Genomic DNA, 22946 nt, shown 5'->3' with positions numbered 1-22946 from the left:
TGATGACAACGAAGATGGACTGGACTGGCGCTTCGAAAACAGCTGGAGATTTCGTCTCGCATTGGCGCGACGATGAGCCAGGCGGCTGCGTGGTCGGCTTCGATCTTTCCTGCATTCGCTTCGCTCATGCTGGCGGCGTTGAAAGTCTCTCCACCCTTGCGCCGTTCTCGTCCAGGACCGTGGCCCGCTATGCGTCGCTCACCAAACATGTGTTCTGCGCCATGGTCCTTGCCCATAGCGATGTGATGGGTCTCGATGATCCACTCGGCGAGCACCTGCCGGAACTGCAGTCCCCGTTACGCGATGTCACGGTCGGTCAGGCGCTCGATATGAGCGGAGGTTTGCCGGACGTGCGTGAGTGTCTCTCGCTGCTTGGCCTGTCGGTCTACAGCGAGACAAAGGCTCAGCCCTTGCTGGACTATGTTGCGCGCCAGACGAGGCTGAATTTCCCCGCCGGTACGGAAGTGTCCTACTCCAATACCGGCTACCGACTGGTCGAGGCTGCACTGGCGCGAAAGGGTTTTCGTTTCGACGACTTCGTGCAAGAGACCGCCAGGCATCTGGGGCTTGCGCTGTCCGCGCCGGATGTCTGGAACAATCCTGTTATCGGCTTGGCACCCGGCTATTGGAAATCCGATAAGGGCTGGCAATTGTCCGCCGCCGGCCTGCATCTCTCCGCCTCCGGAAGCCTTGCCGGAAGTGCCGAGGCGCTCGTCGCATGGCTGCAATGCCTGTTGAAGGGCGATCATGGTTTCACCGGCGTGCTCGATCAACTGTCGGCTCCGCGTCCGCTCGCCGATGGCAGGATAAGCGAGTATGGTCTGGGTCTTCGGTGGACGCATCTCGGCGACAGGCGTTTCGTCGGCCACGGCGGATCGCATCCCGGCTACAAGAGCTATTTCCTGCTCGATCCAGAGAGTGGCACGGGCTTCGTCGTCCTCTCCAATCGTGAGGATACGAACGGGTTCAAGATTGCACTTGAGAGCATGGCGGCACTGACGGGCTTGCCGCTGCCGAGACCTGCAGCATTCCTGCCGGATGGTCTCTACGTCACAGAGACGGGGCCCTGGTGGCTGGAGATCAAGGGCAGCACCTGCAGCTTTCTCGATGCCGAAGACACGCTCTATGACGAGGGTGATGGCTGGGTCTCGTCTCGCTCAGCGTCCTCGCCCGTTCGTCTTCGCCTTTATGGAGAAACGCTTGCTGGCGAAGTCGGCCATGCGCCGCGACGGTTTCTACCCGTCGTGCCTGGCAAAGACGTTCCGCCAACGCTTGATGGACGCTGGCGCTCCGACGAGGGCGCGGAGTTCGACATCGCCGCTGGCGCCCTAATCATGGGCACTGGGCCCCTTCGCCGGCGCATGCCGCTTATGGCGCTCGGCAATGGGCGCTATCTCTTCACCATCCAAGATGGCCCGTGGACGAAGCGCGTCTGCCTCCACACGCTCGGCGACGATCATGTGGAGCTTGTGACAAGCCGCGCCCGGATGATCGAGTATCGACGGAAATGCGATGGGCTTGGTGCTACCGTTTAAGGGGTGTCCGATTGTTCCCGAAGATTGTGAAGCTGACTAGGGCCAGGATGAATGCTGAGATCGCGCCATAGAGCGCAACCCTTCCTATGCCGTACGACAGCGCCGATTTCGCCAACGTGAGCGAGACCCCGTTGTTCTCGATGGCGGTGAGGTTTCCGGCCGAAACGATATCTGCTAGCGTTCGAAGCGTGGAACCTGAGGGTGCATCGGGAAGCGCACGAAGTATGTAGCCGGATATACTGCTCGACAAGATGAGTCCCATCAGCGCAATGTTGATGGATAGTGAGATCATTCGGGCGCTCATATCCATGCCCGACGCCATCCCGCTGCGTTCCAGCGGTAACGCTCCCGTTGCCGTGTTTGTGACGGGCGTATTGGTCAGGCCTAATCCGATGCCAGCCAAGGCGCAACCCGGCAGCAAGGTCATCCAGCTGGCATGCTCGCTGTTGATCACCAAAACCAAGAGCATGAACCCCGCACCGATAGTGAGGAGGCCAACCGGGATCACAAGTCTCGGACCCCATTTAAGCAATAGCCGCTCGGCAAGCGGCGGAACGACAATGGTTGGGAGCGTGTAGGCCAGCACGGTCATCCCTGCAGCGATCGCATCATAGCCGAGCACAGCTTGAAGATAGATCGGCAGATAGATGACGAAGGGCCAGAAGCTGAAATTCATGCCGCTCGACCCAATGATCGCACCAGCGAAGCGACGGACGCGGAACGCTCCGAAATCAAACATAGGTCGCGCGACGCGGATCTCGATGATCACGAAAAGCAGGAAACTCGCAGCGCTTATAGCGAGAATGGTCAATGCAAGAGGGCTTGTCGGTCCAAGCTGCTGACCTTGGGTGATGAGATAGACAATGCCGAAGACGGCTAGCGAGAGCGTTGCCATTCCTCCCATGTCGATGCGTGTCGCGTGCGGATCGACAGATTCTTCGACGCCTTTCTGCGCGAAGACGACGGTTGCGACCGCGATCACCACATGCACAAGAAAAACCCAGTGCCAGCTTGTCAGTGTAATGAGCATTCCCCCGACGATCGGACCAAAACCCAAGCCCACTCCAAAGACGATACCCCACCATCCAAATGCTTTTCCGCGCTCAGCCCCATCCTGGAATTGATGGGATAAAACAGCGACCTGACAAGCGAGCATCGCCGCTGCACTGGTTCCTTGAACAAAGCGGGCTGCGATTAACAGGGGCGCGCTGGTCGCCAGCCCGCAAATCAGCGAAGCGAAGGCGAAGACTGCGATGCCGATCTTGAAGACCCGTTTGCGTCCAAAGCGATCGCCCAACGTCCCCATGGCCATCAGTACGGAGCACATCGCGATCGTATAGGCGTTCATGATCCATTGGAGTTGCTGAAAGTCCGCCGACAGGACTTTCTCGAGCGTCGGCAAGATTGAGGGAATGCTGGTAATTTCAAGCCCTAACATCAGAGCCGAAAGACATACGGCGACGAGCGCGAAACAATTTCTGGATTGTCGATAGGTTGTCATGGTCTGCCCTGCTTTTTGACAATGCAAGGCGCGTCGCCCCCATCGGGAAGCGAAGACTGGGCGCGACGGCCTTGTAGATTGATTTGTGTCGAAGCCAATGTGCCGGAGGCTTGACCATTCATAAACTGCATGGCAGGGAATTTCAGTAACAACAAAATACGATGGATGATCGGGATGCTGGAAGTCGATGCCGTGCGGGCGTTCGTGATGATCGCGGACCATCAGAGCTTCACACGCGCGGCGGAAGCTCTTGGTTCTACGCAGGGCGCCGTCAGCGTGAAACTCAAGCGGCTCGAAGATCGTCTTGGAAAGCGGTTGATCGAACGCACGCCGAGGCAGGTCCGGCTATCGGCGCAAGGCGAAACCTTCCTGCCACCAGCGAGAGAATTTCTCGCTGCCCATGAGCGTGCAATGGCTGCACTGACGGCAGAGCGACGGCGGTTCCGGCTCGGCATTGCCGCTCATATTATGGGACCGGAGATGCCGATCCTCCTCGCCAAGCTGAAGACGCTCGATCCCTGCCTCAAGGTTGAAGTCATGATCGACAATTCTCGTGCGCTTCTCGACTCCTACGAGGAGGGCGCGCTTGATGCAATCATCGTGCGCAGCGATGATGACCGGAGAGGCGGCGAGGTGCTGGGGCCAGAACATTTCGGATGGTTCGCGTCCGCTGATTTCGAGCATCGAGTCGGCGAGCCACTGCCGCTTGCCAGCCATCCGACCTGCTGCACGGTGCGCGAAGTGGCGACCCGCTTGTTGGACGGCGCATCGATTCCCTGGACGGAAGTGTTTATCGGAGGGACCTCGGCCGTCACTGCCGCGCTTTCTGCTGGACTTGCCGTGGCGGCATTTCCCTTCCGCTTGGCAACGCCGGACATGATCGACGTCGGGCATGCGCTCGGCCTGCCGCGCATTCCCTCGCTATCGATCACGCTGCACTCCTCACTCACGGATGCCAAGACGCGGGAAACGCTGCGGGCGATTACCGCAGCCTTCAGTGAGCATCGTAAATCCAGTAACCGGCGGATCAGCCTCGCAAGCGCCTGATCGAGAGAAGACGTCTTTAGCCAGCGATCGGAATACCGGTTGAGAGCTGCTCGCGAATATAGATATCCAGCAGACGGCGGCTGATCGGGCCAACTTCACCATTGCCGATTGTGACACCATCCATTCTGACCACGGGCGTGACGAAGCTCGTTGCAGATGTCACGAAAGCCTCAGAAGCGGCTTTGGCTTCTTCCGGGGTGAAAGCGCGCTCTTCCACCTTGAGATCCGCCTTCCTGGCGAGATGAAGAATGGAGCCGCGGGTGATGCCGTGCAGCAGCGCGTTCGACAGATCGCGTGTGACCAGAACGCCCTCTTGCGTGACGATGTGGAAATTCGCAGAGCTTGCTTCGGTGATATGGCCGTTTTCGACAAACAGAACGTCGTCGTAACCTTGGCGATTGGCTTCCGTCTTGCGAAGCGATGAATAGAGAAGCTGGACTGTCTTGATCTGGCGGTCCGACCAGCGGCCCTCGGGCACCGTCTTGACGGAAAGACCGGTCTTCCACTTCGGATTGTCCAGCACCTTCTTGGTCTGGGTGAACATCACGAAGGTCGGCTCCATGGCTTCAGGAAAGACGAAGTCGCGATCCTGAACGCCGCGGGAAACCTGCAAGTAAATCAGACCGTCCTGGATGCCGTTGCGTCTTGCGATTTCCTTGTGCAGGTCCAGCAATTCGGCTTCTGCCACCGGCATGGCAATGCCGAGCGCATCAAGCGATCTTTTGAGACGGGCGAGGTGGCCGGGATAATCGACGAGCTTGCCGTGAATAATCGCCGTCACCTCATAAATCGCGTCGGCAAAAAGGAAGCCACGATCGAAGACCGAAACTTTTGCGTCGCCTTCCGCAACCCATGCGCCATTGAGATAAACCGTTCTGTCCATGATCCTGCCTATGCTTGCCCTATGCCTACCAGCTTTCCTCCCTGTCTGGCATTGCGGGCATCAGTATGCAAGGCTGGCGGTTCAGAACCGGAGGCTTCGAGCCAGTGCGTATAGCAGTCTGAAACGAGATCAGACCTAGGTGAGTGCCGGACGCGCCAGACCAAGATGATCGCGCAGAGTCGAGCCCGTATAGTCGGTTCGGAACAGCCCGCGCTCCTGCAGAATGGGCACAACCAGTTGCGTGAAGTCCTCCAGGCCCTCCGGGAAGAAGGGCGGCATGACGTTAAAGCCGTCAGCGGCGCGGGTTTCGAACCATTCTTGCATGCGGTCCGCGACATCGACCGGCGTGCCGAGCACGATATGGTGCCCACGTCCGGCAGCCACGCGAAGGGCCAACTGGCGGATCGTCAGGTTCTCGCGTCTGGCCAGTGCGGTCAAAAGCTCAGCCCGACTGCGCAGCTGATCCGAGATGGGCAGATCCGGCAAGGGGCCATCTGGATCATACTCCGCGAGGCTGTGACCGATGCGCTCTTCGAGAAGCGGCATGGCGCTTTTCAGCTCCGTCCACTGATCGAGCTCTGCCAGTTTTTCCGCCGCTTCTTTCGACGTGCGCCCAATCACCGGCAGAAAGCCCGGCATGACGGCAACGGCATCTGCAGGACGGCCGAATTTCTCGACGCGCGATTTCAGGCTCTTGTAGAATCCTTGGGCCTCCGCAAGGCTTTGCTGCGCCGTAAACACGACATCGGCGGTACGGGCCGCAAGATCCTGGCCTGGGCCCGACGAGCCGGCCTGGATCAGGATAGGGTGGCCCTGGGGCGAGCGGGGAATGTTGAGAGGGCCTTTGACCGAGTAATATTTACCCTGGTGGTCCAGCATATGTACCTTGTTCGGATCGGCATAGATGCCGCTCTGCTTGTCCTTGATGAAGGCGTCATCATCCCAGCTGTCCCAGAGACCGCGAACCACATCGACGAACTCTTCCGCCACCGCATAGCGCTCATCATGCTCGGGATGCGACTTGGAGAAGTTGTTGGCCGTGCGGGCATAGGAGGTCGTGACGATATTCCATGCAGCGCGACCGTGGCTGAGATGATCGATCGAGGAGAAGGCCCGAGCTGTATGGTAGGGTTCGCCGTAGGTGGTGGAGGATGTTGCGGCAAGACCGATCTTGTCGGTGACGAGGGCAAGTGCTGCAAGCAGCGTCAGAGGTTCGAAACGGGCGATGGTGGACGGATGGGCATCGACGCCGCTGGTCAAGCCGTCCGCCAGGAATACCATGTCGAACTTCGCCTGCTCGGCGGCTTGCGTGACGCGGCGAAGCAGGTCGAAATTCTCGCTTCCTGCTTCCGCTTTCGGGTGCCGCCAGCCGGAGACGTGATGGCCTGCGCCCTGGAGAAACAGGCCGAGGTGGATTTGTCGCTTGGCAGTCATGGCATACGTCTTTCGTCAGAGGGAGGTCTGGTTGAGCAGCGATAGAAGGCGGGCGAGATCGGCCTCGCTTTCCATGCTGCGAACGAGTTCGGGAATATCGGCGAAGGCCGAACTCCCTGAAGTCGCGTTCTTGAATTTTTGTTCGGGGTCGGTGAGGCTTGGCAGGCCGTCGAAACGACGATGGATCTTCGTGCCATCCTTGAGCGCGATATCCAGAAGCACAAAGCGCGTGCTCGGGTCGCTCGACATACGCGGCGCGGCATTGTCGTGGCGGCGGCTGGCTTTGAGCGCAAGCGCCATAATTCGATCTTCGACCGGTCTTTCGTCGAAATGATCAAGTCTCAGCGCCCCATCCAGCAGGGCGGCAGCAAACACATATTCCGGACTGAAACGGGCTTCGATACCGTTTTCCGGCTTTGTGACCACGAGAGCCGCGTCCGCGCCTGGGGGATAGGTGAACGTAACAGCTTCCACCTGATCCGCAGTCAGACCTTCGCGGTGAAGCTCGATGCCGAGGGATGCCACCGGATGACTTGCCGTGCAGCAGGGATAGGCTTTCAGCGTCAGGCCGGGCGATGCGATCTGCCACGGAGCGCCCCAGTTTTCGGTCGCCAGTTCCGGCCGAGAGGCACCGAAGCCGTAAGCCGAGTAGAAGCCGGTTGGGTTGTCGAGAAAATCGGGCGCGCCGCTGAAGCCAGCCGCCGCGAGCCGGGCAGCAAGCAAGCCGGAGCGCGCCGCCATTCCGGCATGGTAGGGCTTGGCATCGAAGCCGAATTGCAGGCGCAGGCCGGAGGCCTCGGTTGCGGCAAGCCCAAGCGCAATCGCGGTCTTTTCGGAGGTCGCGCCGGTGAGATGGCTGACGGCGGCGGCAACGCCGATCGGGCCAAGCGTCGCGGTTGCGTGGAAGCCATTTTCGTAGTGCCTGGAACCGAGAGACAGTCCGAGCCGCGCCATTGCTTCCAGCCCGACGATGTAAGACGCAACAACGGCGTCTGCTCTTACGCTCTGATCGGCGGCGAATGCCAGGAGAGCCGGTAGAATGACGGTGGTCGGATGGCCGCGCACACTGGAATGAACATCGTCATAATCCAGCACATGGCCGGAATAGCCATTGATGACCGCAGCCGTGAGAGGGTCCGTCTTTGCGGCTCTGCCGATGAGGATCGCGTTGCCTGGAAGATCGACGCCCACGGCCTTGGCGAGGATATCCGTTGTACGGTCATTGGCGCCGGCGATGGCACATGCCAGAAAATCGATAATCGCTACCCGCGCGGCTTCCATGGCCGCACTATCCTGGCGGGGATCGGCGTTGCTGATTGCCGTGGCAAAGGCTGTGGTGACAAGGGCCTTGGACATGATCAAATGCCCTCGCCATCGCGAACGGAGCGCCCGCCGGAAAGACCGCCGACAAATTGGCGGATGCGGGGATTTTGCGACTGGTGAAAGATGTGCTTCGGCGAGCCTTGCTCCGCCACCCGGCCATTTTCAGTGAAGATGACGGTATCGCTGATTTCTTCGGCGAAACGCATCTCATGCGTGACCAGAATGCTGGTCATCCCCTCCCGGATCAGGTCGCGGATCACCCAGAGAACTTCGCCGACCGTTTCCGGATCGAGCGCCGATGTTACCTCGTCGAAGAGCACAAGCTCCGGCTTCATCGCTAAAGCCCTGGCGATCGCCACACGCTGCTGCTGGCCGCCCGACAGCTGGCCTGGATAGGCGTCGGCCTTTTCCGAAAGTCGCACCTTTTCCAGCAACTCGCGTGCAAGCTTGACGGTCGCTCCGCGGTCCGCGCCTAAGATGCGGGTCGGTGCTAGCACAATGTTGTCGAGCACAGTCAGATGCGGGAAGAGATTGTACTGCTGGAAGACGATGCCGACGCGCTTGCGTAGCGCGATGCGTTCGCTTTCCTTCGTCAGCTCATCCACGCGCGTGCCAGCGACGGTGATGCGGCCCTTCTGCGGCGTGACGAGCGCGTTGATGCAGCGAAGAAGCGTCGACTTTCCCGAGCCCGAGGGGCCGATGATCGAGACGGCATCGCCCTTGTTGACGGTGAGATCGATGCCCTTCAGAACCTCGGTCTGTCCGAAGGCGAGATGAACGTCCTCCAGTTTTACGATCGCGGTGTCGGTGGATGTGGTCATGATCGAAATCCTTCAACCCGCATTGAAGCGCTGCTCGAGGCGGCGCGTCAGTCGAGAAAGCGGGTAGCAAAGCGTGAAAAAGGCGGCCATGACCACGACATAGGCGATGACGGTGAAGTCCAGCCGGCGCACGGCGGTGCTGGCATCGGTCGCGGCGTGCATGAGTTCGTGAACACCGACGAGCGACGCAAGTGATGTCCCCATGGCAATCGAAGAGGCGACATTCATCCAGGGCGGCAGAGACCGTCTGATGCATTGTGGCAGGATGACGAAGCGCAGCGCCTGTAACCTTGAGAAGCCGAGCCCCTTGGTTGCCTCCCACTGCGTTGTCGGAATGGAAAGCACTGCCCCGCGCGTAATCTCGGCAATGTAGGCGCTAGCCAGGATGCCGAGGCCGATCACCGCCTTGATCCAATCTGGAAAGGGCAGGTAGTGGCCGAAGGCGACGATCTCGAAGGGAAAGATGTAGGTGGTAGCGAAGATCAGCACGAGTGCCGGCGCATTGCGGAAAATCTGCACATAGATCGCCGCAGGCCAGCGGATGAGCCAAAGCGGCGCCAGTTGCATGAGGCCAAGAAGTACACCCGCAATTGTCCCCAGCGTCACAGCAGAGAACGTGATGACGATGTTCATCCAGAAGCCGGAAGCGAGATAGGGCACCCACTTCACCAACTCGGCACCAAGTGTGGGATCGATCAGCGACCAGATGACCACCAGAAGCGGCATGGCGACGAAGCCGATATAGCGCAGAATGCCGCCGCTGGAGCTTGTTGGTTGTGAGGTGATTGCACTCATAGCCCATACCCCGGAACTGCCAGCTTGCGTTCTACCCATGTGCCGAGGCGGGCGATGAGGAAGTTTATCAGGCTGAAGAAGGCGAGCAGCACGATCATCAGTTCGACCACATTGTCGCGCTGCGTCCAGACCATGATGGAAGCGTAGGTGATTTCGCTGACCGCGATCGCGTTACCGACAGTCGTCGATTTGACGAGGCTGATTAGGCCATTGACGATCGCTGGCAGTGAAGAGCGGAGCGCGAGCGGGATTTGGACAAAGCGGAGAATTTCGAACTGGCTGAAACCCATGCCGCGCGCGGCTTCGATCATTGATGCGGGAACCGCCTCGATACCGCCTCGGATCGCTTCCGCGTGCAGGGCGGCGACATGCAGTCCCACCACGGCAACCACCCAGAAGAACGGCGACAGAGGATTGTTCACCGCACCACCGACCATGTTGGACACGACGGTGTTGAGCACGAGGAAGCTGAACATCAACTGTACCAGCGTCGGCGTGTTGCGCGTAAGCTCAACGAAGGCGCGCACAGGCGTCGACAGCCAGGACCTGCCAGACGTCAGGCAAGCCGCAAAGATAACACCGAAGAACAGGCTGACTGGAATAGTGATGGCGACGAGATAGAGGGTCGTCAGAAAGCCGTCGCGCCAGATCTGCGCTTCATAGCCGGTCAGGAGAAATTCGTAATTGAGACCCAGCCTGCCCGTCAGATCGACGAACAGGCTGGTCGGGTTCATGTCTTGCATGGAGCGCTACCGCTGCCTTCCGCTTACTGCGCGGCAGAAAGCTTGGTCTTTTCTTCCTCGAGATACTTGGTGTTCAGCAGGCGGTTAGCCTTGGCCATTTCAAGCAGCTTGCCGGACGCGTGAAGCTTCTTGACGCTGTTGTCGAGAGCTGCCTGCGTGTCGCTTTCGCCCTTGCGCAGCCAGATAACGGAGTCGGAAGGGATGAGTTCGGTTGGGAAGGGGATGGCGTAATCCTTCCATTCATCGGCGCGGTCCACGAGAAGAAGGCCGACGGTTGCGCCCACATGCACGGCGGCAACGCAGTTACCGCCCTGAAGTGCCAGAAGCGATTCCGGCTGGCTTGGCAGGCCCTTTACGATTGCGCCATATTCTTCCGCCAATGGCTGTGCGTAGTTGGATCCCTGCGAAATGCAAACCGGCTTGCCCTTCAAATCGGCCCAGTCCTTCAGTCCGCTATCCTTACGCACAACCGCTGCGCCGCCAGCGCGATCATAAGGGGTCGGAACGTAGTCGAGAATCTTCGCGCGATCTTCGGTGTACTGCATGTTGGCAATCAGAATATCGACCTTGCCCTGCTGCAGGAATTGAACGCGGTTCGGCGGTGTCACCGTCACGGTTTCGAGCTCGACGCCGATATCGGCCGCCAGGGCCTTGGCGAGATCGACATTGTAGCCCTTCTGCTCCTGCGAGGCCGGATCGATGTAACCAAATGGCGCGCCGGACAAGATGACGCCGACAGTGAGCTTGCCGCGGCCCTTGATGCGATCAAGCGTGGCGTCCGCGGAAGCCTCAGTCGCTGCAAGCGTCGCAAGTGAGATGGAGAGGGCGAAGACAGCTTTGGTGAAGGCTTTGACGAACATGGGAGGCTCCTATTTCGCCGCGAAACATAATCGAACGGCCAAGGCCTCACGAGGAACGCCATTCTTCATTTTAGCAAGAATGCAGAAAAGCGTTCTTTCTTCGTACGGCGCCTTTGGCAACGCTGCCCCCAATCAAGCGGCTGCCGTCAGATACTCAGCAGTTCGCGAAGGCTCTCCACGATCAAGGCGTGATCCTCTATATCGGGGAGTCCGCTGACGGCAACGGATCCGACCAGCGCGCCGCCCTGCAGGATCAGCGGAAAGCCGCCGCCGCTTGCCACATAATCGGTCACGGGCAAACCGAATTTCGCATTGAAGTCATAGCCCTTGGCCTCAGCCTCGAGCCGCACGCGAAGAGAGCTGCGGTGGAAGCGGTGCACAACGGCGCATTTGCGCCGGGTCCAGCCGAAATTATCGATGGTCGCTCCGGGCAAAAGCGTTGCAAACACCACGTCGTTTCCATGCCTGACCTCGACGGCCACAGGGTGTTTTCTCTCCGCCGCCTTCTGCCGGATCAGGCTTCCGAGCGTCCAGGCAAAGTCGTAGTGAAACGTTGGAACCTGCAGGGCCGCTTCTTCGGCCTTCACGCTCTCGATCGTCGGCTTGCTACTGTGCATCATCACGTCCTCGGGTCGACGCTTTCGCGCTCAAGATGGGGGATTGAATATGTGGAGCAACCGCATCAGACAAGCCTTTTCGGCGACGGTTGTGCTGGAGGACTGTCCTGAGAATTCCCGTGAGTGCGGGACGAGGAGGAGCACATATATTTCCAAGCGCTCCACGTCATGCAAAAGGCGCGACCTTCTACCGCAAATATCGAAAGTGAGGCCGCTTTTGCAATATCATCAGCTGCCCCAAATACTTATGGGAACAAAACAATTTATTCGGAAGTTGTAACATATATAATTAATGCGTGGTGCCACCATGAACACACAGTCTCCATCTTATTCCACCGTCCCCCTTTCGTCAGATGACCTGGAAGAGGTCAACCGTTTCCTCAACGCCTGGTGCGAAGAAAACGGTGTCGACAAGACTGACGGAAGAGCACAGGAAGTCGCCTCGGCGCTTATCGAATGGTATGCGACCAGCCCGAGCTATCGGCACAAATCCAAATTGGAGCACGCGCCGCACCTGCCAGAATCGGACAAGATTTCGGCTCTGCTCAACCAGTTGAAGTGAGACGAGCCTGTCGAGATACGCTTTCATACAATCGTGGGTATGGGACAGCGACACGGCGGGAGATGAAAACACCGCCACCAGTGACACGGTCTTTGTAAAGTTTATGGCGCTTAAAGTTTGCTGTAGTCCGCAGACATGAGGTCGCCACGGCGCCGAAGCGAAAGGCGGCCCCTGAGGCCGCCTCCACTTTTCGAAAGATCAGTCGCGATGCTCTGGCATCTCCTTAAGCTGATCCTTGGTCCAGGAGGTCACGGCATGCACATCGCCGTCCTCGTCACGCATGAAGTCCAGATCGGAGATGGAAACCGCAACTGGCTTCGCGCCGATCCCGAGAAAGCCACCCACATCGATAATCACGCTGCTGCTCTCGCCGATACCATGGACGTGGTCAACCTTTCCGACCTTGTGATCGTCTGCTCCGTAGACCGTGGCTCCTGCGAGCACGGAGGGTCTCAGTTCATCAACGGTGAGGCGGATGTGATTGCTATGATCCATGATGTTTCTCCTGTTGTTGGCACCAGGATAACTCGTGGATTCCGCTCCTGTTCCGAGGAAATTTGTGTGAGCAGGTGTATCACGAAATCAACGTGCACCGCTCTGTCTCAACTAAAACGCGGCGCTCGTAGCTTCACACGCTCATGCGCGGCGACGATACCTGCGGTCGGCAATCTAAGGATCCAGCCCAGCGCAGCGGGCTGTGTTGCGAATATGCATTTCCATCTCCGCTTTCGCCAAGTTTCCGTCGTTGAGACGTAGAGCCTCAATGACGCGGCGATGCTCGGCAATTGATTTGCGCATCCTGGCTGGATCCGTAATGGGAATGGGTTGCCGCTGGGTCTCCGTGATCAGTTCACGGACAGTCTGGTACAACGCCTGCAACATGACATTCGAGCACGCGGATACGATCGTCGAATGAAACTGCAGGTCGGCTTCGACATTGGAGATGACATCCTGCTTCTCCCAGGAACGCTCCATCGTCTCGGTGGCCTGCTCCATTTCGTCCAGTTGGCGCTGAGTCAAGCGACCGGCGGCCAGTTTCGCGATCTCGCCTTCGAGGAGTGCGCGTGTCTGGAACACATCGAAGGCGGAATAGCTGTGCGAGTAGCGCCAAGGCGCCATGTTAGCGGCGCGCTCTGCTGGCGCGGTAACGAAGGTGCCGCGTCCTGCTTCCGTCTTTACCATGCCAAGTGTCTCAAGGGTCAGCAAGGCTTCGCGCAGCGACGCGCGACTGACGCCGAACTTTTCCGATAGCTCGCGCTGGGACTGGATTTTTTCGCCGGGCTTGAGCACGCCGCTCTGAATCATAGTCTGGATTTCGCGCGCCACTGTTTGTGGCAAAAGCGTTTTGTTCAGCATCCTGCGCACATCCCTCTTTTTCTTAATCAACGTCTATTTTCAACACAACAGCTTGCCAAGACCGAAAGTCCATGCTTGTTTGGTCTAACTGGTCCGACCAGTTAGACCACAATGTGTGATCGTGTATCAAATAACAAGGGGAACACTGATGAAACGCATGACAGCGAGATTTTTAACCGCTTCATTGGCTGCCGGTATCGCTCTTATGAGCATGCAAGCAGCGCGCGCCGCTGATTTGACTGTGGGCGCAAACATCGGCAACGTGCCGTGGGAATTCCAGGACGCCTCCGGCAAAGTCGTCGGGTTCGAAGTCGACCTCGTCAACGAGGTCGCAAAGCGCCTCGGCAAGTCGGTCGAGTTTGTCAACACTCCATTCAATGGACTGTTCTCGGCGGTTCAGTCGGGGCGCATCAATATGGCGATCTCTTCGATTACCATTACGCCAAAGCGTCTTGAATCGGTATCCTTCGCGCAGCCATATTACGACAGCGACCAGTCGCTCACGGTGACAGCAAAGTCCGGAATCACCGGCTTGAAAGATATGAATGACAAAGTGGTCGGTGTTGACACTGGCTCGACCGGCGACATGTGGGCTGAGAAGAATAAGGCCGAATACAAGTTCTCCGACATCCGGCGGTTCGAAGGACTTTCTCCCGCTATGCTCGATCTTGTTGCCGGCCGCATCGATGGCTACATCAGCGACATTCCAGCTCTCTTGTACTATGTGAAGGACAAGCCAGAACTGAAGGTGGTCGCTCGCATCGAAACCGGCGAGAAATACTCCGTTATGTTCAACAAGGGCGACCCGCTTGCAGAGCAGGTGAATGGCGTCATCACCGAGATGAAGAAGGACGGTTATCTCGCCAAGCTTCATCAGACTTGGTTTGGAGCGCCTGCGGAAGAGAAAACATCGACCGTGACGGTCATGGACATGCCAAAACTTTAACAGCACCACAGCCGCCAGCGGGTCTTAGATCCGCTGGCTTGAGGGAGCCTTTTCGGCATGAATCTCATCAACACATTCTTCAATTACGATGTCCTGCTTCAAAGCCTTCCGCAACTGATGTGGGGACTGGTCGTCACGCTTCAGATTGGCATCGTCAGCATCGTCGCCGGTCTCGTTGGTGGCCTTGTGCTTGCGGTTACTCGGCTTTACGCGCCACGGGCAATCGTGCTGCTCATTCGTGTCTATGTGGACGTCTTCCGATCCATTCCCTTGCTCGTTCTTCTCATCGTCATTTATTACGCGTTGCCATTCGTCGGGATTAGGCTCTCGCCGTTCTTTTCGGCGGTCACAGCGCTCTCGCTTGTCTCGGCGGCCTATACGGCAGAGATTTTCCGTGCAGGCATCGACGCCATACCGGTCGGCCAGTTTGAGGCTTCGGCGGCTCTCGGTCTATCGAACCGGCACACAATGGCGGACATTATTCTCCCTCAAGCCATTCGGATCGTTATTCCGCCGCTGACCAACAATTCCATCAATGTCCTTAAGGATACGGCCCTGGCGTCGGTGGTCGCCATGCCTGATCTGTTAAAGCAGGCGACGCAAGCGCAGGCCCTGAGCGCCAATCCCACGCCCTTGATTGGTGCGGCTCTGATCTATGTCCTGCTGCTCTGGCCCATGGTGGCTGTCGTTTCCCGACTCGAAGTGCGGTTTGGTGCAGGGAGACGTAGATGACTGATCAATCCAAGAATTTGATCCGCGTCGAAAGGCTATTCAAGGCTTATGGTACATATACCGTGCTACACGGTATTGACCTGAATATCACCGAAGGTGAGGTCGTTTGCATTATCGGTCCGTCCGGGTCCGGCAAGTCGACCTTGATCCGATGCATCAATCACCTGGAGGCTTTCTCGCCTGAGAGCTCCATCACCGTTGATGGCGTCAAGGTGCGTCCCGGCAAGGATCTTGCCAAAGTTCGTGCCGAAGTCGGCATGGTATTTCAGTCCTTCAATCTTTTTCCACATATGACGGTGCTTAAAAACGTCATGCTGGCGCCGATGCGTGTGCGCAGGCTTGGCGAAGCGCAGGCGGCTGCGAAGGCGAAAGACCTGTTGGCCCGTGTCGGCATTTCCGAACAGGCGGAGAAGTATCCTGGGCAGCTATCCGGCGGGCAGCAGCAGCGCGTGGCGATTGCGCGTGCTCTCGCCATGGAGCCGAAGGTTCTTCTATTCGACGAGCCGACATCGGCTCTCGATCCGGAAATGGTGGGGGAAGTGCTGGATGTCATGCGGCGTCTGGCCTGGACCGGTGTCACCATGATCGTCGTGACGCACGAAATGGGCTTCGCCAAGCAGGTGGCCGACCGCGTCATCTTCATGGATGGCGGGAAGCTGGTCGAGATGGGTACCCCTCAGCAGATATTCGACAATCCCCAGGAAGAAAGAACGCGCAGTTTCCTGCGCGCGGTACTCAACCATTGAATTATGTCTGTGGAGGACACACCATGAACGATAAGCCATCGCTCGATCTGGAATTCGTGCGAAGCCAATTTCCCGGTCTGGAACGAGGCTGGACGTTTTTTGACAACGCCGGCGGTTCGCAGATCCTGCAGGGTGCGATCGACCGTATCAACAGCTTCCTGATCGAACGCAATGTCCAGATCGGCGGCTCTTATGAGGTGTCGCAAAAGGCGGCGGAGGCCCTCTACGAAGCGCGCACCGCCGCCATGCACCTTGTCAACGCGACGCGGCCTGAAGAGATCGTCTTTGGAAATTCGACAACTGCGCTTCTGCAAAACCTGGCGCGCGCCATGGAAAGCCAGCTTGAGCCCGGCGACGAAATTATCGTGACCGTGAGTGACCATGAATCCAATATCGGTCCCTGGGATCGACTGCAGTCGGCGGGCGTGATCATAAAGTTCTGGCCGCTCAACAAGAACACTTTGAGCCTTGATCTGGCAGATCTTCAGCCCTTGATGTCGAAGCGCACGCGGCTAGTCTGCATGACGCATGTCTCCAACATTCTTGGGTCGATCAACCCAGTACGCGAGATTGCCGACTTCGTTCATGCGCAAGGCGCCCGGCTATGCGTGGACGCGGTGGCTTACGCCCCCCACCGTCTCGTTGACGTTCGGGCTTTCGATGCGGATTACTACGTCTTCAGCCTCTACAAGACCTACGGGCCTCATTACGCGCTCATGTATGGGAAATATGATTATCTCCTCGAGCTCGATACGCTTTACCACTACTTTTACGGCAAGGACAAAGTTCCGGGAAAGCTCGAGCCTGGCAATCCCAATTACGAGCTTGCCTATTCCACCTGTGGCATCGTCGACTACCTGACGAAACTTGGAGAACACGCCGGGGAAAAAAGCAGTGTTCGTAATCGGATCGCAACAGCGTTCAAGGCAATCACCGCCCAGGAGGACGCACTGACCGAAAGGCTGTTGTCGTACTTGCGATCGCGAAACGACTGCCAGATCGTCGGGCAGAGCCATAATGGAGACAGTTCCCGCGTTCCCACGATTGCTTTCCGCTTCGATGGCCGCGACGCAGCTGAGATATGCCGCGCGATGGATGAGCATCATATCGCAATGCGGTTCGGAGATTTCCACTCGCGCCGTTTGGCCGAATATCTTGGCCTCACCGACCAAAGTGGCATGCTGAGAGTGTCCATGGTGCATTATAATACCTTGGAAGAAGTCGATCGCTTCACGCAGGCTCTCGACAAAATTCTTTCCGGCGAAACGGGTTTTGCGAAAGCAAGCTGAGAAAAGGACGGCGTCGATGCGCTTCGATACAATCATCCGTAACGGAACCGTGGCGACCGCTAGCGATACCTTTGTCTGCGACATCGGTATCCTTGATGGAAAAATCGCGACCCTTTCAAGCGGGCTTAACGATGCAGCGGAGATCATCGACGCCGCGGGCCTTTTCGTGTTGCCGGGCGGGATAGACAGCCATGTTCACCTTGACCAGCCGTCCGGCGAAGGCATCGTCATGGCGGACGATTTTGAAAGTGGAACACGGTCGGCAGCCATCGGCGGCAATAGCATGGTGCTGACCTTCTGCATGCAGGAGAAGGGTCAGACATTGCGCGAGGCCCTCAAGACCTATCACGCCAAGGCTGAGGACAAATGTTATACCGACGTTGCTTTCCATCTCGTCATCACTGATCCGACCCCCGAGGTGTTGGGGCAGGAACTGCCGGCGCTGGTAGAGGCCGGGTACACGTCGCTGAAGGTCTTCATGACCTATGAGGGGCTTCGGCTGCGCGATGATCAGATACTGGATACGCTCGATGCGGCGCGCCGTACCGGAGCGCTCGTCATGGTCCATTGCGAGAATGAAGATGCGATCCGCTATCTGATTGGACGCCACGAAGACGAAGGAAAGCTTGCTCCCAAATATCATGCGACGACGCGGCCGATTGCGGCCGAGCGTGAGGCGACCCATCGGGCCCTGTCGCTTGCGGAGATCGTGGATGTCCCAATCGTGATCGTTCACGTGTCCAATCGCGAGGCGATGGAGGAAATTCGCAGAGCGCGCATGCGCGGCCAGAAGATCGCCGGTGAAACCTGCCCGCAATATCTGATGCTGACGGCCGCCGATCTGGATCAGGATGCGCTGGAAGGCGCAAAATACGTCTGTTCTCCCCCACCACGTGACCAGCAGAGCCAGGATGCATGCTGGGAAGGTTTGGAGCAGAATGTCTTCGATCTCTTCTCGTCCGATCACTGCCCATTTCGCTATGAAGACGCCGAGGGGAAGCTGAACGAAAAGGGAAAGCGGCATTTCCGCTGGATACCAAATGGCATCCCTGGCGTCGCCACGCGCTTGCCGATCCTGTTTTCCGAAGGTGTGATGAAGGGACGTATATCGCTCAACCAGTTCGTCGCTCAGACATCGACCAACCACGCCAAGCTCTACGGGCTCTATCCGCAGAAGGGCACAATCGCAGTTGGCTCCGATGCCGATCTCGCTCTATGGGACCCGGAAAAGCGAGTGACGATTACCAATGATCTCTTGGCGCAAGGTTCGGATTATACGCCTTACGAAGGTCTTGAGGTGCAGGGATGGCCCATCCGCGTGCTCCTGCGCGGCAAGTCGATCGTCGAAGAATCCGCTCTCAGCCCTGCGCCGACCGGCGGCAGATATATTCCTCGCACAACCTCGTGCCTCGTAAAGAAATGATACTTTTTGGGAATGAGCGGAGCGGTCATCCCATAGCGGACATCGGGGGACCGCTCACCGGAAAGGGATTCAGTTTGCGTCTTTTCACGCGCATCGAGCCAAGCTATTTCGGCGGCGAAAGTTCACTTCCCCAGCGTGAGCAAGGTGTCTTGCTCGAGTGTCATGTCAAATTGGATTGAAATTTAAGCGCCAAACACTGCTTTGATCGTATCGTCGTGATGGCTTCCCCGCTTGGTCATCAATGTCACATTTCGCAAAGACGGGACGCGGAAAGTTTCGGTTACATCAGGCATTCAGGCTGGTAACAGGTACATTCAGTCTCAGGCATCGAGCGGAAAGGACCGACAAGTGGACTTCATGAAACTGCTGAAGTCGCTCGAAGAACTTCTCTACGAGCTCGTGGCATGGCTGGTGTTTTATCCTCTCACTATGTGGAGATCGGTGATCACGCCTCTCAAAATGATGCGATATGCGGACATCGAGCTCTCCGACAGGCTCGACGACCAGTACGACGACACCCTTAGCCCGCCCTTGTTTCTCTTGATCACCCTGCTTCTTTCCCAAGGGCTCTCCAATGCTCTGCCGTCGGTGTACGATACCACGCAGGCAGCGCGCGAACTTGGGTCTGGGTCTAACCTCCTGATTGCGCGCGGAGTGATCTTCGGAATTTACCCGCTTTGTATGGCGGTAACGTTGCTGCGATCGAAGGCATCAAAAATCACTCGCAATTCGCTGCGTCCGCCGTTCTTCAGCCAATGCTATGTCGCTGCGCCTTTCGCCTTTTTCCTTGTGCTGGGGTTTGATTTCATCAGCATGCCTGAAGAGCATGGGGTGCTGGTGGGTTCGTTTACCGTGGCTTTTGCAATGATCTGGTATGCTCAGGCACAGGTTCGATGGTTCATGCACGACCTTAGGATCGGAGTACAAAGAGCGACCGCCATATTCCTCGCGGCATTTCTGTTTGCCACTCTGGCGGCGCTTCTCGTGGCTTTGGTGATTACCTTTGATGCAAGAAGCATAGCTACCTCGGTCTGATCACCGAAGGCGTACTTTCCTGACACGGCGACTTTGCAAAGATGCGTGCATTGGACTGCTGCAATTCCATGATGCGTGCTGAGCTAGTATTGGCGCGGCGGTGACCGCCGATCGCCCGGAAAATAAAGTCGCAGACGATGAGTTTCATCATTCCAGCGGGCTGCACAGCTGAAAGTTCGCAATACGTTTACCCACCAGCACGTGAAGCTTGATAGCAACAGTTTGAATTTCTGTCGGTCAGAACGGCGAAGGCGCAACGAGCCGGCTGCCTGGTGGCATCGCCCATCGGCATTTTGGACGCGGGCACTCCAATAGAAAATATTGCCGCGGCGGGCCGTGAGCGTGTTGCCCTTGCCTGCCACCTGAAATGCCAACGCGCGTTTTTCGCGTGGGCATCACCTGTGGGCTAGAGTTCTGAGCATCAGGTCGCCATGATGCCAAAACGATATCCGGCACGAATGGAAAATCAAGGATTTAAAGGCATTTAGGGAGGATTGGCTCGGGAGCCTGGATTCTCACATGATTTCAATAGCTTAGTGGGGGAGCTTTGAAATTCCCTGTGTTTTCCCGTCGCGAGCGACCATGGATACCTCCTTTGTGCCCTGGCTTTGGGCCTCAGTCAACAGGGCGCTAAAGCGGCAATTATTTCCGGATCGATGCGCTGAACTTTACGCGCAAAAGGGTGGGATATCACGCAGCGCACCGAAGTTGTGCGTGTGGCGGCACGGCGCCCATCGCATGAGACCAATCCGGGTTCTGGTCTCATCAGTCCAAATTTTGGACCGACGAAGGATCGCCTCGCAACAAAATCGTCAGATGAGCCAAACTCAGCGGAGAAGTTTCTGCTGCCTCAAGACTTCTCGAGGCGCCGGAGACCGCCAGATCGTCTGGAACGATTCCACCACATTTGTGGCAGTTACCGCAACGCCGGGCAGGGCTACCCAGGCTGGCGTAAGGCGACTGAGGAGAGCGGTTACCGTTGTCGAGGCGGCCGTCTGCCCCTGCCGGAATGGCTGCTGGGCGGCAATTGTTACAATTGGCCCGCCGCCCGAGAGGCTGATGGCCGCCTCCTTGCCGAGGTCGACTGTGGCGATCGGAACAGACAGGCCAGCGGAGACGAGAGCCGCGGCCGCCGCGATGGCCGGCGTATCCCAGACCACAAACAGCCCTTTTAGGTCCGGGAGCTTTTTTGCTAACGCCGAAGCCGTCGCGCCCGCCTCCGTGAGGGAAGGGAATCGGGCGACATGCAGGTGGTGGCGCGGTCGGTTGATACGCATCCATTTCACAAAGGCGATCTCGCGCTCGTTGGTCGCGAAGAAATCCGATTCGTATCCGAGCACACCGACCTCGGCTTCCTCGCCGAGATAGGGCGCGAGACCTTCTGCCGCCATCTTGCCGAGACCGAAGTTGTCTGCTGAAATCAGCGATACGTAATCCTTGCCCGGCAGTAGACCAGTCGGGACATTATCAAGCAGCACGAGCTTGATTCCGGCGGCGGAAACGCGTGCATGGGCCGCGGCGACCTTGGCATTGGCGACCGGGAGCGAAATGATGGCGTCCGGTGCTTCGCGGATCAGACGGTCCAGCGCCTCGATCTGCACCTCGGGCGTGAAACCGCAGTCGACGACATCGATAACCGCCACACCGCAGTCGCCGAGCGTTCCGACGATACCGGCCAGTTGCTGCTTGGCCCAGTCGCTCGCCAGCGTATGCAGGACGATGGCAATGCGTAAGCCCGCAGCCCGTGCCCGTGCCTTGTCCTCAGGAAGAAGCAAGACCCGCTCTGGTGCGGATGCGCGTTCGCCATGGGGACCAAGTCCTTCAATCACCATCGACACGCCTCAAGTTTTGGGCGGCGGCATGACCGCTGCAACGGCTGCGGTCTGCGGCTCTAACCGGCCGCGAAGGGCCTCGAATTGTGGATGCGCCTGCGGGCGCCCTGCCATAATCCAGTCGCGGAGTACGGCTGGCGAGAACAGGCTTTCCGTCGCCACGATAGCAGCCCCGACGAGGCCGGAGGAACTGCCCATCTGTGAGCGGATGATCTGTAGGTCGCGACTGACCAGCGGGTGGGATGCGCCATAGATGGCCTCGCGAGCGGCTGCCAGCAGGATATCGTTGCTCTGAGCGATCGACCCGGAGAGCACGATCAGTTCCGGGTTCAGCATGTTTGCAAGCGTCGCCACGACCTGGCCGATCATACGCCCGCTTTGCGAGAGGATATCGATGGCCGCCGCGTCGCCCATATGCGCCGCCTGCGCCACTTCGACCGCCGTGATCTCGCCGCCGCGCCGGGCATGCTCGGCGAGGATCGGGCTCAAGCCCTTCTCCGCCTGTATCCGGCCGTCACGAATTATCGCCTCCGAGCCGGCCATGATCTCCAGCGTACCGTGCCTCTCACCCGAACTCACCGGCACGGAGCCGATCAAGCCGACCGCGCCTTGTGCGCCCCGGAACAGCGCACCGTCGCTGACCAGCCCGGCGCCGATACGTTTACCGATCTTGACGAACAGCATCGCCCGGTGGCCGACGCCAGCGCCGGAGTGAAATTCACCCATGGTCATGGTCTCGACGCTGGACCGCAGCCAGACGGGAACGTCGAATCCCTCGACCAGTTTCTCGACCAGCGGAAAGCTCTCCCATCCCGGCAGCACCGGGGGCGTGCCATTCTGAAAAAAGCTTTCGCCAGCGTCGGTCACGACGCCAGGCACCGAGATGGAAATGCCCCATAGCTCGCCGGCGTCCGGCTGCATATCGAGGATCCAGCGAAACAGCATGGTGAGCCGGTCGAGCAGCGTAGAGACAGGTTGCGTCAGGTCCGCTGCCTCGTGATGTTCCATCCTCAGATGGCCGCCGAGATCGGCAAGGCCGACGCCAAGCGCAGTCTGGTCGAGGGTGGCGACGAGGATGCTGCCGCGATTTGCGGAAAACCGCACGAGCCGCGGCGCCCGACCGCCTGTAGCCGTCCCAAGCTCGCTCTCATCAACGAGCCGGAGTTCGGCGAGCGTCCCCAGGCGATCTGCCACCACGGCGCGGCCGAGTTCGCTTTCACGCTCCAGTTCCTGACGGGTCGTAGCCTTTTCCGTGCGCACCAGGTTGAAAATTTCCACAAGGCTGGGCGCAGCCGTTTCCGCCGTGCGCGGACGCCCCTTTCGTCGCGGGTGCATATCGGCGTCCATCTTCGCCGTAGCAGGCATGTCTATTCCTTTCACCCGAACCAAGCGGATAAGCCTTGATAAATCCTCACCTTGAGACGTGCAACAACAAACTTTTGTATTAAAACAGCATAAGTATGCCG

General features: G+C 58.3%; 22 protein-coding genes. 9 read left to right on the top strand and 13 right to left on the bottom strand.

What is annotated here, in order from left to right:
• The first annotated feature begins 2 nt into the window (after positions 1–2).
• Entirely contained in the window at positions 3–1535 is a 1533-nt protein-coding gene (locus PVA19_RS06605) for a serine hydrolase domain-containing protein (RefSeq protein ID WP_274101673.1), read from the top strand.
• Here PVA19_RS06605 and PVA19_RS06600 read toward each other — a convergent pair.
• On the bottom strand, positions 1525–3036 hold the full coding sequence (locus tag PVA19_RS06600) for an MFS transporter (protein ID WP_274101671.1): 1512 nt from the start codon (positions 3034–3036) through the stop codon (positions 1525–1527). The two genes, PVA19_RS06605 and PVA19_RS06600, sit on opposite strands and share 11 nt — an antisense overlap.
• Before the next feature lie 174 nt (positions 3037–3210).
• On the opposite strand from PVA19_RS06600, the gene PVA19_RS06595 reads away from it, so the two are divergent.
• A complete protein-coding gene (locus tag PVA19_RS06595) occupies positions 3211–4083 on the top strand; it encodes a LysR family transcriptional regulator (protein ID WP_443111624.1) in 873 nt (290 codons plus the stop codon).
• Positions 4084–4099: 16 nt separating this feature from the next.
• Here the strand turns inward: PVA19_RS06595 and PVA19_RS06590 are convergent, their stop codons facing one another.
• The 8 genes from PVA19_RS06590 to PVA19_RS06555 form a co-directional block, all read right to left on the bottom strand.
• The gene (locus tag PVA19_RS06590; protein WP_274101669.1) at positions 4100–4966 is read right to left on the bottom strand and encodes a D-amino-acid transaminase; all 867 of its coding nucleotides are present in this window, start codon (positions 4964–4966) and stop codon (positions 4100–4102) included.
• Positions 4967–5101: 135 nt separating this feature from the next.
• The gene (locus PVA19_RS06585; RefSeq protein ID WP_274101667.1) at positions 5102–6400 is read right to left on the bottom strand and encodes an LLM class flavin-dependent oxidoreductase; all 1299 of its coding nucleotides are present in this window, start codon (positions 6398–6400) and stop codon (positions 5102–5104) included.
• A 15-nt stretch (positions 6401–6415) separates the two neighbouring features.
• Complete coding sequence (locus tag PVA19_RS06580; RefSeq protein ID WP_443111623.1) at positions 6416–7756, bottom strand: MmgE/PrpD family protein; 1341 nt, start codon at positions 7754–7756, stop codon at positions 6416–6418.
• Between the two features lie 2 nt (positions 7757–7758).
• The gene (locus PVA19_RS06575; protein WP_274101663.1) at positions 7759–8544 is read right to left on the bottom strand and encodes an amino acid ABC transporter ATP-binding protein; all 786 of its coding nucleotides are present in this window, start codon (positions 8542–8544) and stop codon (positions 7759–7761) included.
• Positions 8545–8556: 12 nt separating this feature from the next.
• Positions 8557–9339 carry an amino acid ABC transporter permease gene (locus PVA19_RS06570; RefSeq protein WP_274101661.1) on the bottom strand — a complete coding sequence of 261 codons (783 nt, stop codon included), beginning with the start codon at positions 9337–9339 and terminating at the stop codon, positions 8557–8559.
• Positions 9336–10082: an amino acid ABC transporter permease gene (locus PVA19_RS06565; RefSeq protein WP_112520688.1), complete on the bottom strand. Its 747-nt coding sequence runs from the start codon at positions 10080–10082 to the stop codon at positions 9336–9338. Before PVA19_RS06565 ends, PVA19_RS06570 begins: the two co-directional genes overlap by 4 nt.
• Before the next feature lie 23 nt (positions 10083–10105).
• Positions 10106–10942 carry a transporter substrate-binding domain-containing protein gene (locus PVA19_RS06560; protein WP_274101659.1) on the bottom strand — a complete coding sequence of 279 codons (837 nt, stop codon included), beginning with the start codon at positions 10940–10942 and terminating at the stop codon, positions 10106–10108.
• Positions 10943–11088: 146 nt separating this feature from the next.
• A complete protein-coding gene (locus PVA19_RS06555) occupies positions 11089–11559 on the bottom strand; it encodes a heme-degrading domain-containing protein (protein ID WP_144620077.1) in 471 nt (156 codons plus the stop codon).
• Positions 11560–11866: 307 nt separating this feature from the next.
• Here PVA19_RS06555 and PVA19_RS06550 point away from each other — a divergent pair, with 307 nt between their 5' ends.
• Complete coding sequence (locus tag PVA19_RS06550; RefSeq protein WP_130978135.1) at positions 11867–12121, top strand: hypothetical protein; 255 nt, start codon at positions 11867–11869, stop codon at positions 12119–12121.
• Between the two features lie 198 nt (positions 12122–12319).
• Here the strand turns inward: PVA19_RS06550 and PVA19_RS06545 are convergent, their stop codons facing one another.
• Both PVA19_RS06545 and PVA19_RS06540 read right to left on the bottom strand, forming a co-directional pair.
• Positions 12320–12616: a PRC-barrel domain-containing protein gene (locus tag PVA19_RS06545; RefSeq protein ID WP_062423755.1), complete on the bottom strand. Its 297-nt coding sequence runs from the start codon at positions 12614–12616 to the stop codon at positions 12320–12322.
• A 174-nt stretch (positions 12617–12790) separates the two neighbouring features.
• Positions 12791–13477 carry a FadR/GntR family transcriptional regulator gene (locus PVA19_RS06540; RefSeq protein WP_113226655.1) on the bottom strand — a complete coding sequence of 229 codons (687 nt, stop codon included), beginning with the start codon at positions 13475–13477 and terminating at the stop codon, positions 12791–12793.
• 157 nt (positions 13478–13634) lie between these two features.
• Between PVA19_RS06540 and PVA19_RS06535 the strand changes: the two genes are divergently transcribed.
• The 6 genes from PVA19_RS06535 to PVA19_RS06510 all read left to right on the top strand — a co-directional run bounded on the left by PVA19_RS06535 (position 13635) and on the right by PVA19_RS06510 (position 19648).
• Entirely contained in the window at positions 13635–14423 is a 789-nt protein-coding gene (locus tag PVA19_RS06535; protein ID WP_111847523.1) for a transporter substrate-binding domain-containing protein, read from the top strand.
• Positions 14424–14480: 57 nt separating this feature from the next.
• Positions 14481–15155 carry an amino acid ABC transporter permease gene (locus PVA19_RS06530; RefSeq protein ID WP_113179956.1) on the top strand — a complete coding sequence of 225 codons (675 nt, stop codon included), beginning with the start codon at positions 14481–14483 and terminating at the stop codon, positions 15153–15155.
• Complete coding sequence (locus tag PVA19_RS06525) at positions 15152–15901, top strand: amino acid ABC transporter ATP-binding protein (RefSeq protein ID WP_274101653.1); 750 nt, start codon at positions 15152–15154, stop codon at positions 15899–15901. Before PVA19_RS06530 ends, PVA19_RS06525 begins: the two co-directional genes overlap by 4 nt.
• 23 nt (positions 15902–15924) lie before the next feature.
• On the top strand, positions 15925–17190 hold the full coding sequence (locus PVA19_RS06520; RefSeq protein ID WP_274101651.1) for a cysteine desulfurase-like protein: 1266 nt from the start codon (positions 15925–15927) through the stop codon (positions 17188–17190).
• A 16-nt stretch (positions 17191–17206) separates the two neighbouring features.
• The gene (hydA, locus tag PVA19_RS06515) at positions 17207–18613 is read left to right on the top strand and encodes a dihydropyrimidinase (RefSeq protein ID WP_274101649.1); all 1407 of its coding nucleotides are present in this window, start codon (positions 17207–17209) and stop codon (positions 18611–18613) included.
• Between the two features lie 357 nt (positions 18614–18970).
• Positions 18971–19648 (top strand): permease, encoded by a 678-nt coding sequence (locus PVA19_RS06510; protein WP_274101647.1) that lies wholly within the window; start codon positions 18971–18973, stop codon positions 19646–19648.
• An 827-nt stretch (positions 19649–20475) separates the two neighbouring features.
• Here the strand turns inward: PVA19_RS06510 and PVA19_RS06505 are convergent.
• Together PVA19_RS06505 and PVA19_RS06500 are read right to left on the bottom strand one after the other, a co-directional pair.
• Complete coding sequence (locus tag PVA19_RS06505) at positions 20476–21480, bottom strand: substrate-binding domain-containing protein (RefSeq protein ID WP_112953165.1); 1005 nt, start codon at positions 21478–21480, stop codon at positions 20476–20478.
• A 9-nt stretch (positions 21481–21489) separates the two neighbouring features.
• The gene (locus tag PVA19_RS06500) at positions 21490–22845 is read right to left on the bottom strand and encodes an ROK family protein (RefSeq protein WP_274101643.1); all 1356 of its coding nucleotides are present in this window, start codon (positions 22843–22845) and stop codon (positions 21490–21492) included.
• Positions 22846–22946: the final 101 nt, after the last annotated feature.

The organism is Agrobacterium sp. CNPSo 3708, from assembly GCF_028674915.1.
GTDB lineage: Bacteria > Pseudomonadota > Alphaproteobacteria > Rhizobiales > Rhizobiaceae > Agrobacterium > Agrobacterium cavarae.
The sequence above is the reverse complement of the archived record's forward strand: the minus strand, read 5'-3'. Positions and strand labels throughout refer to the sequence as shown.